Origin of the sequence: Sphingobacterium sp. UBA5670, from assembly GCF_002420705.1 — a bacterium.
Lineage (GTDB): Bacteria > Bacteroidota > Bacteroidia > Sphingobacteriales > Sphingobacteriaceae > Sphingobacterium.
On the sequence record NZ_DIIM01000021.1, the window covers coordinates 24,440 to 39,514 of the forward strand.

Consider the following 15,075-nt stretch of genomic DNA (forward strand, 5'->3'; position numbering starts at 1 on the left):
TCCCTTTATTTATTTGTTAAGCGTTTTATTCTTAAAATGAGTTCGTTTGGACTAAATGGCTTGACCATAAAATCTGACGCTCCTAAATCGAAGGCATCCACTACGACCTCTTCCTGCCCCATACTCGACAATACAATAACCGGAATCTTCTTTCCTATACTTTTTATCGCGGAAAGAATTTCAATACCAGAAGCAAAAGGCATCATAATATCTGTAACAACCAAATCCAAATCCAGCTCATTAATTTTCTCGATGGCTTCACGACCATTTCTGGTCAGCACCACCTCGTGTCCTTCTTTTACTAATTTGTGCTCAACAGTACGCAGTATCAATTCGTCGTCTTCGGCTATTAAAATCAACATATCATTATTTATTTAAGATTTTCGTAATTAGTTCCAATCCGATATCCATTTCTTGTTCGATTGCCACCAAGGCGATCGCAAGGTCGGCTTCAATTGTCGAACTTGTCTCCAGGTCTTTGGTCATCTGAGCCAGCTTGACCAATCCAGCAGTCGATGATGTTCCCCGTAGCTTGTGCAACAGCTCTTTAACGCGCACAATATCGTTTTCATTAGCGGCCTCCGTTAGCTGCTTTCTGGATCCAGTTATTTCCCTGATGACCAAATCCAGAAAAAAGGATAAAAATGCAGGATCATCACCTGCCTGTTCTTCCAGACGTCGCATGTCCAAATGCTCATCTAGGTCCTCAAAGTCGGAGGATTCAGCAGCAGTAGGTTTTACAGTTAACATTGCTTTTTCCAGCGCTTTGAATAAGTCTTGCTGTCGAATGGGTTTAGCTAAAAAGTCAGACATCCCTGCCGCAAGGCAGCGTTCCTTTTCGCCCGATATATTACCGGCCGTAACGCCGATAATAGGTGTTTCAGCATACCCTGCCATCTGTCTGATCTGTTTGGTTGCTTCGATCCCATCGACCTCCGGCATCTGGACGTCCATTAAAATAAAATCAAATATTTTTTCTCTACAGGCACGAATTGCCTGAGCTCCGTCTGATACTTCGGTTAAGCGCGCCCCTGGCATTATACTCGCCATCATCCTTAAGTTAAGGGCCATATTGACAGCGTTATCGTCCGCTAGCAAAACCTGAACATCCTGACCATATAAATCCCCAGACAAGGACAGGTTTGTCTGGGCTCTTAGCAGGCTTTCCTCTTCTTTATTTTGTTGTATCACTCGCCGTAAAGCCGAATACAATTCTTCTGATTTAATGGGTTTAAGTAGACAGAATGACCGTTCTTCTTGTCTAAATGCAGAAATTACCTCATGTTCTTCCGAAGAAGTATGCAACACGATCAATGGAATTCCTTCCCCTTGCTTTCTAAACAGCTCTTTGATTTTTTCGATTGTTTCTAGGCCCGATAATATCGGCATATGATAATCCATTAGAATAACATCGAAACGCTCGCCCTTCATGAGCAACTGTAAGGCTTCCATACCGTTTTCTGCAAGGACAGATTCGACATTTTTATAGGAGAGCATATGTTGAAGGATCACCCGATTATTCGCGTTGTCATCGACAACAAGGACACGATTTAAAGGCAAATCTGTTGCCTCCTCTTCCATTTCCTCGCATTGCACTTCAATGTCAAAATAGAATGTCGATCCAACACCGAACTCACTTTCGAGATTTAATTTACTTCCCATATATTTCAACAGGTTGTTGGAAATTGTCAAACCGAGCCCAGTACCGCCATAACGTTTACTTACGGAGCTATCTTCTTGTGTAAAGGCATCAAAAATACGTTGTTGCTTTTCTGGTGGAATTCCGATACCGGTATCCCTAACTGCAAAACGTAGGGTTATTTTACCATTGTCGTTACGAAGTTTACTGATCTTAAATTCGATTTCGCCTTTTTCTGTAAACTTGACAGCATTTCCCAGTAAATTGACCAACACCTGCTTAATGCGTGCTTCGTCAACCCAAACAAAAGCTGGTAGACCTTGCTCAATATTCAAAAGCAGTTCGACATCTTTTCGCTGAGCCTGATAGAGAACAACGTTAATAACCTGATTGGCTACATCGTATACATTATACTTATCGACAAATAATTCGAGTTTACCCGATTCAATTTTTGAAAAGTCTAAAATATCATTGATAATATTCAATAAGCTATTTCCCGATTCATTGATGTAACCAAGGTACTGCAACTGCGTATCATTTAACGGCGTTTTCAACAGCAGATCTGAAAATCCGATCACACCGTTTAATGGCGTTCGTATTTCATGACTCATATTAGCGAGGAATTCAGATTTTGCTTTACTCGCTAGATCAGCCAGGTCTTTTGCTAATTTTAATTCATCATTTATTTTTACCGACTCCGTAATGTTTTGCGTAAAAATAATGATTCCACCTATACTTCCATCTGCAAGATGCCATGGTCTTACTTCCCAATTGAAATGTTGTGCCTCTGCAAGTCCGCCGGCCAGTATGACCTCATCGGTATTCTTATAAGGTATGCCCTCTAAGGCATCAAGGTAGATTTTCTTTCGTTCTTCCGGAATATTTGGAAACAGTTTAAAAAAGTTGCTATTGGGCGGCAAACTTGCCCCATCGTGAAAATCTTCCAACCATTGATTACTGACCGAAATATAGTTAAAATCACGGTCAAACATCGCAACAGATGCTGGGACATAATCTACAAACGCACGTAACATCGATTCTTTGCGTTCCAATTCCAGGAACAGCGATTTACTATGATCTATATCCTGAATAATTCCAAAGACACGTTTACAAATATCATTCTCAAATTCGGGAATACCTTTTACCCGTACCCAAATTGACTCTCCATTTTGCTTTAATAGTCGTAATTCTGTATCGTAAGGTGTTCTGGAAGTAATGGCATCTTCAAAAATCCGACGTAAAATAACCTGGCTTTCTGGCTCATAAAATCCGATGGCATGTTCAAAGTCAGGTGTAAAATCAGGACTTACGCCATGAATTAACTTGGTCGAATCGGACCAATAGACCTTGTTTTCGACCAGGTTTACCTCCCATCCCCCAACCTGGGCAACAGCATTTGTCTGCTCCAGGATTTGTTTGGTATGTAAAAGATCATTCTCAAGCCGCAATCGATCGGTCATATTCAATGCGGTACTGACAACATAAGACCGTCCATTTTCATCGGTTTCCAGCATATTGTGGTAAAGCCAAGAGATATCTTCACCGTCTTTGGTTTGTAAAACCATCATGCCAGAATCTTCCTTATTTTCCGCAATACGCTTGAGATATTCTTCAACCATGCTTACATGATGAGATGGCACCAATTTCTTTAGATTCAACCCTTTAACCTCTTCTTTGGCGTACCGCAATATTTCTCTTCCTTTTTCATTGACGGATAGAATATTGCCTTCCATATCATGCATGCTCATAAGACCAATTGCATTTTCAAAAAAACTACGGAATCTACGTTCGGAATTCTCCAATTTGAGTTTTTCTTCACGTTCTTTTGTCACATTCCGACCAAAAGCCAAAATATCATGATTAATAGGGTCATATTTGAAATGCCATTCAATCTCAACCGTTTGTCCATTTTCTATTGGCGTTGTGGTCGTAGATTGAACCCCATATTTTGTTTCTTCAATTCGGCTTAAATCTGAAACTAAGGTCTTTTGTGCATCTCCCAACAATGTAAAAATAGATTTGCCCAAACTAGTTGATCTGGACAAGCCAAGGACTTTGCTAAATGCAGGATTAACTTCTTTTACATTGCGTTCTTCATCCAATACACAAATAATATTATTGGTTAAATGAAAAATTTCGGAGAAGTAACCTGCCTGTACTTTTCGTTTCTTTCCTAATAATATTTTAGTCACCGCCTTACCAAGTTCCGCCAGTGAATCTCTTTGTTTATCAGATAGCTTTTTAGGCTGGAAATCAATCACACAGATGGTCCCAAGCGCATCGCCATCATCATCCAAAAGAGGAACACCAGCATAAAAACGGATATTTCCTTCGCGAATCAAAGGATTGGAAGATGAGCGTGGGTCTTCAAAAGTGTCTTCTATGACAAGGACCTCTTTACTCATTATCGTATATTGACAGACTGTATTCTTGCGTTCAACGGTATCCAATTCCATCCCAACGCAACTCTGAATTCGCTGCGTTTCTTGCTCCATCATCGCAATTAAAGCAGCAGGACAGTCTGTGATCAAACAGGCCGCTTGGGCAAAAACGTCCAATTCTGGGTCTTTTCCGAGCCCCATTAACTCATAGGACTTTAATTTCTCTATCCTTCTTAACTCATTTGCAGGAAAAACGTTATTTGCCATTCACTTCTACTATTTAGATCTGGTTTATTCTGACCGTGAAGTTAATAAAAACATTGTTGAACGCCTAAATAATAAGGAAGTATTGATCAGGCAATGTTTTATAAAGAACAAACAACTATTAAAATAGTTGATGTATTAAAAAAGTTCTGCAATACATCTTCCTAATAAATAAGTTATTTACCAATTTCAACAAACAATGGCAGCAAAAACAAGAGCCTCGCTAAGGGTAGCGAGGCTCTTCGACATTTTTGATCTAAAAAAGCTTTTCAATAGACTGTTCGGCATATCCAGCACTTGCTGTCATTCCTTTCCCTCCGATACCCGTCCTAACGTGTATTCTAGGTGTAACATCTATTTCAAGTATATGATCTTTATGCTGGGAATAATAGCCTGCCCAGGAAGATGAAATCCATTCGCTTTTCATGGGCATAATACGATTAGCTTCTGCAATCATCAATTCATTAATGTGGGAATTTACTGAGAAGCCCAGTTCATCCAGTCGATTACCCGCTGCGTACTCATGAGAGTCACCAATAATAATACTCCCATCCGAAGCTTGTTTAAATAAGATATGAATTCCATTATCTCGCAGCTCCCGATAATGATCAGGCATTGGAATTGTCTGAAATGAGGGGCAATATTCTTCAAAGCTCTCATACCTACGGATGGTCAATCCTGTTAAGATATTCCCCGGCAAATGGATGTGAGCCAGCGGCTTGGTACGCATCATTTGTAACTTACTAATTTCAAGACCACTATCATCAAATAGCGAGCGATATAAAATTTTAAATTCATATCCATTGCATATGAGGACTTTCTTTCCTTCAAAATGCTCCAATTTACTGCTCACGACTGATATCGTATCATTTTTATCCTCACAGGCCACAATTGTGGTATCATATTTCAGGGTGTAATCCGAGAATTTATTTTGCATATAAATATGCAATTGTCTGATCATAGATTCCGGTTCTACACTTAGCTCCTGTGGAAAAAAGATAGCCTCCTTGACATAATCCACATTCATCACAGGGTATTTGGATAGAACCTGTTCCTTTGACCAAAGTTCATGTTGATATCCCTTTGTCTGATAATGCTTGGAAAGCTCGTGAAGTACCTGCACCTCATCATTATCCGAAGCGATATAGATGCTACCGTTATTTCTAACCGATATATCCATTTCTTTCTGAATGGACTGGTATATTTCGAGTGCACGTACGCCATAATCAAACCATTCTCCGGCCATACCCGATGGCACCACCTGTCCAAAATTACGAACAGTCGATCCTACAGGAAAATTATCTTTTTCAAGCTGGAGCACACATAATCCCTTTTGCAATGCATGATAGGCATGAAAAGTTCCTAAAATCCCCCCCCCAACAATAATTAAATCATATGTATCTGTTTTCATCTTTAAAAAGTATAGTTAACTAATTTGTACTTCTCCTTTTGTTGCATGCCAGGGAGCGAGCAGCTCCTCATCACTTCCTTTCATCTGTTCTTTTTTTCGGACGAAATAGAAAAGAGAAAAGATACCCAAAATCGCTCCGATAATCGAGGCTAGAAAGACCAATTGAATAAAGTAATTTCCCCAGGTAACAGAATTTGGCATAAACTCTTTGTTTACCAATATCAAAAAACTACCCAAATAGCCGATTGAATCCGCCATATACATCACAAAGCCAATGTTACTTTTCATGCGATATGTAGCGATCATTCGCTCAAAAAATATGGCATTATATGGAATATAGGCCATATACAAACCCAAACCGACGAACAACATCCAGCTTAAACCATCAATCCATTGTTTCGTAAACAAATAAGTAGAAATACCTGCAGCCATAAATCCTACGATGATCATATAATGGATCAACTTAAATGCTTTAAGATTGTTTTTGACCATAATTAGGCAACTGACCAGTAGAAGTACAATGATAGAAATAGTTCCATCAACTTTTGCAAAAATACCCGCCCCCTTTACATGCAACATCTGCCAGATTTCTACCTCAAAATTATCCCGCACATCACGTAAAATGGTCAGCATGGTATAAACAATTATGGTCAACACAATACCAGGCATAAAGGTTCTAAAAAAGTGCTTTCGCATTTTACTATCCATGGCAATACGCTCTGTCCGTAGCTTCTTGTCCTCTTCTGTCGGCCCGGGAGCATTTTCCAGAATCCATACACAAAAAACAAAAGGCAGAAAAAAAAGTAAACCCGTCAAAAATGGCATCCAAAATTCATCAATATGAAAAGAAGACATCAACCATCTTCCAACAGTTTTAATTAGTCCCGAAGCAAAGATTAAACTCACGGACATAACTGCTCCCATAATCTCCGTAAACCGCCTTCCTTCTAAATAACTAAATACCAATCCCCACACCATTCCTAAGGGAAAACCATTGATAAAAAGAAAAATAACATTCCAGGGTCTCGGACAAAGCGCAAAAGCCAAAAGTCCTATCCATGAGATACTAATCAGACCGATTAAATACCTTCCTCTATTACGCTGTTTGCTTTCTGAAATAAATTTTATGCCATAAAACTTTGACAACAAATACCCCAGCATTTGAATGACTACCATGCAGACTTTGTAATCGAAACCAAAAATAGTATCATCTGCAAAAGCAGATGCTGTAAATGATTTTCTAAATGAATACATACTTGTATAACACAAAAATGCCGTAATGGCCAATACAATGGCCACAGACTTCTCATCCAGTCTATTTATTCGCTGTTTTATTCGTTGGCTTAACTCCATCATTTAAACTTGTTAACAGACCTCATTGTCCGCAATCAAAAGTAAATTTTGGAAATTAACATAATACTAAACTTTTGTTAAGTATTTATAAACAAATATAAACATCCGTACGCGATATAAAAGATATAAAATAAAAAAAAGCATCACTGAATGATTCAGTGATGCTTCAAAATATGGAAACTATTGTTTATTTCTTATTTTCAAAAAAGTATACAATCAGCATGACAGCCTTTTCTTTTCCGACATTTCGCGGTGTATGTGACAATCGGCCATTAAAAAAGATTGAATCGCCCTCTTCTAAGCGAATTGTTTGATCACTGAATACGTACTCCACCTGCCCACTGATGATATATTTATACTCGTAGGCTTCGGTCTCAACCATAGGCCGTTGTGCATCTGGAAGTAACTCCAAAAGGACAATATCCATAGTCGCACTATCCATTGCTGAAGTAAAGATGCGCTTATAATGAAAACCTATAGCTGATTCCTTTTCAAATGGACTGTAACTATCCTTTTTCCGAACGACAATAGGACCAGAATCCAATTCAGAATTAAAGTCTTTGAAAAATTCATTTAGATCAACATTCAGCGCATTAATGATATTGATCAACACAAGTAAGGAGGGTATTGTTCGGTTATTTTCAATCTGTGAAATAAGCCCCTTGCTCACCCCTGCTCTATCCGCGACTTCCTGTATGGTAATCCCTTTTTCTTTTCGGATTCCTTTAATCTTATTGCTAATCTTGAATATCGTATTATCTTCCATAATCTGGCCAAAAGTAATCAATTTTTGTATGAAGTGTATATTAAGTTTTAATCACCTAATTGCTGGTAATCGATAAAATCACGCTTCGTCCGCGCCCGCATGATTAAAAACTGAGGCTCAAATGGTTTACCTATTACTATCTTCTCTTCTACTGTGAAATGACAGCTGTTATTGGTAAACTTTGATCCAGTCAACACGCATCTCAACAGGCAGCTGATCTTGATCTACCTCTCCGACCCAGCTTCCGCCCAACTGCTGGTCAATCAATAGATAAAAGGGCTGATCATAGGGCCACTGAGAAGCATCTACGTCTTTGATTCTTGGGTAAGTAAATGTATCAGTACCATTCACCTGAAATACGATACGGTCGGGGTACCAGCTTATGCCATATATGTTGTACTCTTCTGTTCTGACCGATGCGGTACCAAAATGTTTGGGGTGCTCTTTTTGCCCCAGATCCAATGTATAGTATGAATGCGTAGTTTGGTAAATGATATCATCAAAATTAAGATGCTCCATGATGTCAATTTCACCATTTTTAGGATATTTTCCGTATTTGTCCAGCTCGGCCAGCATCCACATCGCAGGCCATGCACCCTTTGCATTTCCAAGTTTAGCTCTAATTTCTATACGGCCGTACTGAAAGGCGAACTTTCCTTTACTCCATATTCCGCCTGTCAAAAATGGTCTTGGATCTTTATTTTTATCTGTGTTTTTTATTCCTTTAAGAATCAACTCGCCATCTTCCCAGTCAAAACAGGCGTCGTCCGTACTCATATGTCGGTTCCAATCAGCACCTCCTGCCGGAATTCGGGACCATTTCTGATCGTCAAGTTTTGGGGAGTTAAAGTTTTCCTGCCAGACCAGTTTCCATGCTTTCGCCTCACGATTCTGCTTTTGGATATATACGTAAGGGTGGTCTTTAGGCGTGCGATGAACGCTACAAGCAGACAACAATACATAAAAACAACTTAGACTTAGGATTCTTTTCATTATTAAAATTAGCAGTTTGTACAGAAATGATTTGGGTCTAAATTTATGCATAAATTATCATACCTGACAGACCTCCAAGAATTAACAAGTGGAACCAGGGGGAAGGAGAAAGAAAATTCACACAGATCTTTAAAACATAGGATGTGCATTTGCTGCATTTTTAGGCACATCTTGCTGGGTATCCCAGTGCTCAACGATTTTACCATTTTCCAATCTAAAGATATCGATCGTTGATTTAAGACTACCGTCTGGATTTTTATTTTTTAAATGTATGAAAACTAAATCTCCATCCGATGCGATATGCTGTACATCAATTTTTGTCTTCGGCTGTCCTTTAAACCAATTTTCGGCAGCCAGTTTAAATGCAGCTGCTCCATCTCCTACAGATGGATTATGTTGAATATATCCAGGAGAAATATACTTGTCGACAGCTGAAATATCCTTATCACCAAACATTTGCTGATAAAAATCCAGTACGATTCGTTTATTCTCTTTGTTCTCTTCAAGTTGTTTCTGTGCAGCCATCGCTTTTGAATCGTCGATCTGCGGTTGATGACAGCCTATGATTGAAAACAGAACCGAGAAAGTCAGTATTTGAAGTATTACTATATTTTTCATCTTTAAGTTTTTTTTTTGAATTATAGTTCTCGACTTATTGCTTCATTGACCGAATACAATCTATCGAGTCAATAAAACATACACTTTCTCCTTTTGTTTGAGGTCATTGATTTTTTTGATTACTGGCATGATAATTGAATTTACTATTCTAGTATAATATTCAGAAATATACATTTCATAAATTTAGGTTAATAATTGGTTAGGTTAAACACCTGAAGTCCCCAACTTCAGGTGTTTTTTTTGAAAGTGTTTTTTATCGGCTAGAAGGACCTTCAGTTCCCTTTCAAAGCTTTTACTGATTATCTAATCATGCAGGTTTTTATATATTTTAGAAAATCCCCAGTACGATAAAAACAAAAATGTCAATCATAGCTTTTATTAATCTAGTTCAATAAAATTCCATAAAGGTCGACGTAACTTTACATCAGTTAAGAAAATAAAAATATGAGATATGGAAAATAAAATATTAGGATTACATCACATTACAGCGATAGCTGATGATGCAAAGCGAAATCTAGATTTTTACACAAAAGTGTTGGGCATGCGTCTGGTAAAGAAAACCGTCAATTTTGATGACCCCGGTACCTATCACTTTTACTTTGGCAACGAACAGGGTGAACCGGGAACTATCCTTACTTTTTTCCCTTGGGAAGGTATCGGAAAGGGCACATCGGGAGCAGGTATGGCTACCCATATCGGTTATGCTGTACCACATGGCAGCCTCGATTTCTGGAAAAATCGTTTGGGTGAACACCAAGTAGTCTTACAGGAACGTGAAATTTTCGGAGAGAAGCTTATTTCATTTCAGGATCCTGACGGTTTACAGATTCAGTTTATTGAAACGGATGATAATAGAAAGCCTTGGACAGGCACTGACGTCAATCCAGCATATGCCTTAAGAGGATTCCATAATGTTACTCTTTCGTTAAAAGAAGCCGATCCGACGGTAAAGGTATTGACAGATATTTTGGGTTATTCCATCCAAAAGCAGGACAACAACCATTATAGATTGGCTACCGATAGTATCGACACGGTAAACGTCGTCGACATTATAGCAGACAGAAATTTACCATATGGTAAAAATGCAGCGGGTACAAATCATCATATCGCATTTCGGGTAAAGGACGATAATGTATTGATGGAGTATCGCGAAAAAGTGCTTTCGGCAGGGTTAGATATTACACCAAAAATAGATAGAGATTACTTTTTCTCGCTCTATTTTCGTGAACCGGGAGGTGTCTTGTTTGAGATTGCTACGGACAATCCAGGATTTACAGTAGACGAACCGCTATCCGGTTTAGGTGCGTCACTTAAATTGCCGAAACAATATGAAAGCTACCGTTCGCAGATTGAGGAGACATTGCCAAAAATAGATTAATTGGATTACATAAACATTATTTAACAAACGATAAAGCTATGGAAAGAACTGAAATTGTATTAGACAAAAATCAACGTGGAGAGCTCCAATTATTCTCCGATGAACGTAAAGCAGGTTTAATGAGCATCGCTATCATTGATGGTAATCTAGTAGTTTACCATACAGAGGTTGACGAAGCCTATGAAGGCAGGGGATTCGCAAAAATACTTCTCGAAAAATTGGTTTCTCATGCACGCGAAAACAACATGAAAATTGTTCCGCTATGTCCTTATGTAAATGCGCAGTTTCACCGCCATCCGGAGCTATATCAAGACGTTTGGTTCAAAAAAACAATATAAATTGCCATAAAAGGAAAGGACAAAATGAGTCATTCAATAAATATTAAAACAGCTGGTCAAAATTTAGAACAGGCAAAAAAAGCGATTATCATGATCCATGGTCGTGGCGGGAGCGCCGAAGATATTCTTGGTATGTCATCCTATCTTCATGTCGATAATTTTGCGCTGCTTGCTCCGCAAGCAGAAAATCATAGCTGGTACCCCTATTCATTTATTGCGCCGGTACAAGAGAATGAACCCTGGTTGAGCTCGGCAATTGATCTTATCGATCATACCGTCAAACTAGCTTTAGACAAGGGCATTCTAGCCGAAAACATCTATTTTTTTGGGTTTTCTCAGGGTGCCTGTCTAACACTCGAATATCTTGCACGACATGCGCAGCAATATGGTGGTGCGGTGGCAATTATTGGCGGCGTTATTGGCGAGGAAATTAACCGGGACCGCTATGCAGGTGATTTTGCGCAAACTCCAATTTTTCTGGGGACCAGTGATCCTGATTTTCATGTTCCACTGGAACGGGTCCAAAATACAGCATCCATCCTGGAGCAGATGAACGCCAATGTAAAACTAGTTGTCTATCGAAATGCAGGACATACGATCAATCGCGAGGAAATTGATCTAGCAAATGAATTTGTCTTTTCAGAAATATAAGTATCTTAACTTGGTTGCTGATTTAAATAATTAAGCAGCAACCAAGTTAAAGACTTTATACTTTTGGGTATTTATAACCATTGTAATAAACTGAAGCCAAATACTTATTTGCCTTTTGGTCCGTAAAACGTTGTTTATCTTTATCCCAATAGAGTTTTTCACCCGTTCTAAAAGCAATATTTCCGAGCTGCGAAAAGATCGCTATATGGGCTCCTGCTTCAATTGGAGCATGAAGTAACTGCGGATTGCGTTGCCGGATGGCTTGAACAAAATTTTCCATATGTTTATCCAGCCCGTTATCTAAAGAGGGCTGCACTGGAACGGCTTCCATTCTTCCTTTTTCGGGAATCACCTCCCATCCGCCGCGGTTCAAGACTAAAGTACCGTTGTTACCAATAAATGCCACACCATGATTACGATTGTAAGGACCAAGATCAATTCCTTTGGCATGCTCCCATTGGATATTGAAGCCATCAAATTCATAAACAGCTGTCATCGTATCGGGTGTCTGGCCAGCATCGTCCGGAAATGCAAACTTTCCTCCTGAAGCCATAATAGACTTTGGATCGGAGACTTTCATCCCAAGTAAAGCATAATCCAGCATATGTACACCCCAATCGGTCATCAGGCCACCGGCGTAATCCCAAAACCAACGAAAGTTAAAATGGAATCGATTCGGATTGAATGGTCTTTTTTGCGCAGGTCCCAGCCATTCGGTATAATGTACGCCAGTAGGAACAGGCTCATCCGGCTGTACGGGAATGGCACTTTTCCATCCCTGATAAGACCAGGCCTTCACGAGCCTTATTTTACCCAATTTACCAGAATGAACAAAATCAATAGCATCTTTAAAATGCTGCTGGCTCCGTTGCCATTGTCCAACTTGTACAACAGCCTTATTTTTCTTTGCAGCCTGAACCATTAATTGACATTCCGAAATGGAGTTACCAATAGGCTTTTCAACATAAACATGCTTTCCCGCATTCACAGCATCTACCATCTGTAGACAATGCCAATGGTCTGGGGTTGCTATAATAACTGCATCCACGTTGGCACTATCAAGCATTTTTTTATAATCTATAAACGTTTCGACATGGATATTTCTTTTTTGAAGCTCTTCAACCCGCTTACGGAGAATATTTTCGTCCACATCACAAAGCGCAGTACAAACCACACCATCATTCTTCAACAGTGCATTTAAATCAGACCAGCCCATTCCATTGACGCCTATTAATCCAACCCGGATGGATTGATTTAAAAAATTTGCCCCTTTGGCTTTTAAAAAAAATGATGATGCAGCTAAAACGGTAGATGTTTTGATAAAATCTTTTCTATTCATTGAACATTGGTTTAAGTTTTGTTTTTGCCGAATATCATCCAAGTTCCCAATACAAATAGAATCGATAGTCGTCTTAGATGAATGTCATTCTAATAATCGTGTTGTGATTAAAAAACAAATTACTTCGATGAAAATACAAAAATGAATTTAGGTGCCTACAAAAAGCATTGTAAAATATATATAGACAAATACCGAGACACGCCAAAACAAATTAAAAAAATGGTCGAGTTAGATAAAAACATGCCCTTGTGAGGGGGGCGTTAGTATTCCAATACACTTCTTCTACGAAGAAAAAGGGCAATTGCACAATATATTTTATAATTCATTAAAAAAAATAAAAGATTAATCACTTTTTATACCTAACTTGCCGCACTTAATTAAAAATAATGAATACAGGTAAAATTAAATTTTTCAATGAAACTAAAGGTTTTGGTTTTATTACACCAGAGGATGGTAGTGCAGATGTTTTCGTACACGTTTCTGCGCTTAAAAACCAAGTATCTGAAGGCGACGTTGTTACTTATGATGTAGAAAGAACTCCAAAAGGAATCAGCGCTACAAATGTAAAATTGGCGTAATCCAAAAAATACACTTTCTTGTTAATGGGGTAATTCTAAATGACTTATCCCATTTCTTTTTCCTATTCTTCCTTTACTATTTTAAACAATCTTTTTATTTTTTGTTGAATGGTTCTTGCTATTCAAATCAAAAGCATAGAAATGGTTGTCAAAGGTTTTATTTAAGACAAATTCGAACATACTACTTATGGAATTTAAACAACTCAGTTTAATTGATCCGCTTTTAAAAGCAATAACAGAAACAGGCTATACACATCCTACAGCAATTCAACAGAAAGCCATTCCAATTGTACTGAAAGGCAACGATCTTATTGGTTGTGCACAAACAGGTACAGGCAAAACAGCGGCTTTTGCACTACCGCTTCTACAGCGTCTTGAAGAAAGCAAGACAGCAGGCAAAATCGTTCCGATTAGAGCTTTGATTCTTACCCCGACACGCGAACTGGCGATTCAAATTGGAGATAATATAAACTTATACCGAAAATATCTTAAATTAAACTATTGTACTATTTTCGGAGGTGTAAGCCAGGAGAAGCAGGTCAAGGAAATCAAAAGAGGGGTTGACATTCTGGTGGCTACCCCCGGAAGGTTACTGGATTTGATGAATCAAAAGATCGTTGCGCTGGATAAAATTGAAATCTTGATCCTGGACGAAGCGGACAACATGCTTGACATGGGTTTTATTCATGATATCAAAAAAATTCTTGCCAAAGTTCCTTCAAAAAGACAAACGCTGTTTTTCTCAGCTACTATGCCACCAAACATACGTAAATTTGCACATGGCATATTACATAAGCCCATTGAGGTCGATGTAACCCCAGTAAGCTCAACCGCCGAAAAAGTAAATCAATCTGTATTTTTTGTTGAAAAAAAGGAGAAAATAAAATTATTGACAGGTATTTTAAAAAAGCAGAAGCATGAACGTACTATTGTATTCTCCCGGACAAAACATGGGGCGGATAAAATCGTTAAGATGCTTGCGAAAAATGGCCTGAGAGCTGCGGCCATTCACGGTAACAAATCCCAGAATGCAAGACAAAAGGCTTTAGGCGAATTTAAAGAGAGCCACATTAAAATTTTAATTGCTACTGATATTGCGGCAAGGGGAATCGACATCGAACAGCTCCCACTTGTCATCAATTATGATCTCCCAAATGTTCCAGAAACCTATGTTCATCGTATAGGTAGAACAGGCCGGGCCGGACAAGCGGGGAAAGCAATTTCTTTTTGCGATGTGGAAGAAAGACCTTATTTAGCTGATATTGAAAAACTGATCGGATTAAAAATCAAGATAGAAAAAGCGAATAAATAGGCACTTAAAGAGCCTTAACAAAAAGCCCCTAAATCATGGATCTAGGGGCTTTTT

13 protein-coding genes are annotated in these 15,075 nt (G+C 38.7%); 5 read left to right on the forward strand and 8 right to left on the reverse strand.

Features of this window, described 5'->3' with window-relative positions; translation table 11 throughout:
- Positions 1-5: 5 nt before the first annotated feature.
- From B3C94_RS18090 to B3C94_RS18120, 7 genes are all read right to left on the reverse strand, one after another.
- A complete protein-coding gene (locus B3C94_RS18090) occupies positions 6-362 on the reverse strand; it encodes a response regulator transcription factor (protein ID WP_293906259.1) in 357 nt (118 codons plus the stop codon).
- Between the two features lie 4 nt (positions 363-366).
- Positions 367-4,287 (reverse strand): response regulator, encoded by a 3,921-nt coding sequence (locus B3C94_RS18095; protein ID WP_293906261.1) that lies wholly within the window; start codon positions 4,285-4,287, stop codon positions 367-369.
- Between the two features lie 253 nt (positions 4,288-4,540).
- Positions 4,541-5,695, reverse strand: coding sequence for a TIGR03364 family FAD-dependent oxidoreductase (locus B3C94_RS18100; RefSeq protein WP_293906263.1), 1,155 nt, complete (start codon positions 5,693-5,695; stop codon positions 4,541-4,543).
- A gap of 15 nt (positions 5,696-5,710) precedes the next feature.
- Positions 5,711-7,051, reverse strand: a complete 1,341-nt coding sequence (locus B3C94_RS18105) for a DUF5690 family protein (RefSeq protein WP_293906265.1) — start codon at positions 7,049-7,051, stop codon at positions 5,711-5,713.
- Between the two features lie 184 nt (positions 7,052-7,235).
- Positions 7,236-7,814, reverse strand: coding sequence for a helix-turn-helix domain-containing protein (locus tag B3C94_RS18110; RefSeq protein ID WP_293906267.1), 579 nt, complete (start codon positions 7,812-7,814; stop codon positions 7,236-7,238).
- A 168-nt stretch (positions 7,815-7,982) separates the two neighbouring features.
- Positions 7,983-8,807 carry a glycoside hydrolase family 16 protein gene (locus B3C94_RS18115; RefSeq protein ID WP_293906269.1) on the reverse strand — a complete coding sequence of 275 codons (825 nt, stop codon included), beginning with the start codon at positions 8,805-8,807 and terminating at the stop codon, positions 7,983-7,985.
- Positions 8,808-8,936: 129 nt separating this feature from the next.
- On the reverse strand, positions 8,937-9,425 hold the full coding sequence (locus B3C94_RS18120; RefSeq protein ID WP_293906271.1) for a nuclear transport factor 2 family protein: 489 nt from the start codon (positions 9,423-9,425) through the stop codon (positions 8,937-8,939).
- A 451-nt stretch (positions 9,426-9,876) separates the two neighbouring features.
- On the opposite strand from B3C94_RS18120, the gene B3C94_RS18125 reads away from it, so the two are divergent.
- From B3C94_RS18125 to B3C94_RS18135, 3 genes are read left to right on the forward strand one after another with little or no spacing between them, the layout of a single operon-like run.
- Positions 9,877-10,803 (forward strand): ring-cleaving dioxygenase, encoded by a 927-nt coding sequence (locus B3C94_RS18125; protein WP_293906273.1) that lies wholly within the window; start codon positions 9,877-9,879, stop codon positions 10,801-10,803.
- Positions 10,804-10,841: 38 nt separating this feature from the next.
- On the forward strand, positions 10,842-11,141 hold the full coding sequence (locus B3C94_RS18130; protein ID WP_293906275.1) for a GNAT family N-acetyltransferase: 300 nt from the start codon (positions 10,842-10,844) through the stop codon (positions 11,139-11,141).
- 24 nt (positions 11,142-11,165) lie between these two features.
- Positions 11,166-11,792, forward strand: coding sequence for an alpha/beta hydrolase (locus B3C94_RS18135; RefSeq protein ID WP_293906277.1), 627 nt, complete (start codon positions 11,166-11,168; stop codon positions 11,790-11,792).
- A 55-nt stretch (positions 11,793-11,847) separates the two neighbouring features.
- Here B3C94_RS18135 and B3C94_RS18140 read toward each other — a convergent pair whose 3' ends face one another.
- A complete protein-coding gene (locus B3C94_RS18140) occupies positions 11,848-13,131 on the reverse strand; it encodes a Gfo/Idh/MocA family protein (protein WP_293906279.1) in 1,284 nt (427 codons plus the stop codon).
- A 386-nt stretch (positions 13,132-13,517) separates the two neighbouring features.
- Between B3C94_RS18140 and B3C94_RS18145 the strand changes: the two genes are divergently transcribed.
- Positions 13,518-13,709: a cold-shock protein gene (locus tag B3C94_RS18145; protein ID WP_046672944.1), complete on the forward strand. Its 192-nt coding sequence runs from the start codon at positions 13,518-13,520 to the stop codon at positions 13,707-13,709.
- Positions 13,710-13,896: 187 nt separating this feature from the next.
- Positions 13,897-15,021: a DEAD/DEAH box helicase gene (locus B3C94_RS18150; RefSeq protein ID WP_293906281.1), complete on the forward strand. Its 1,125-nt coding sequence runs from the start codon at positions 13,897-13,899 to the stop codon at positions 15,019-15,021.
- Positions 15,022-15,075 lie beyond the last annotated feature (54 nt).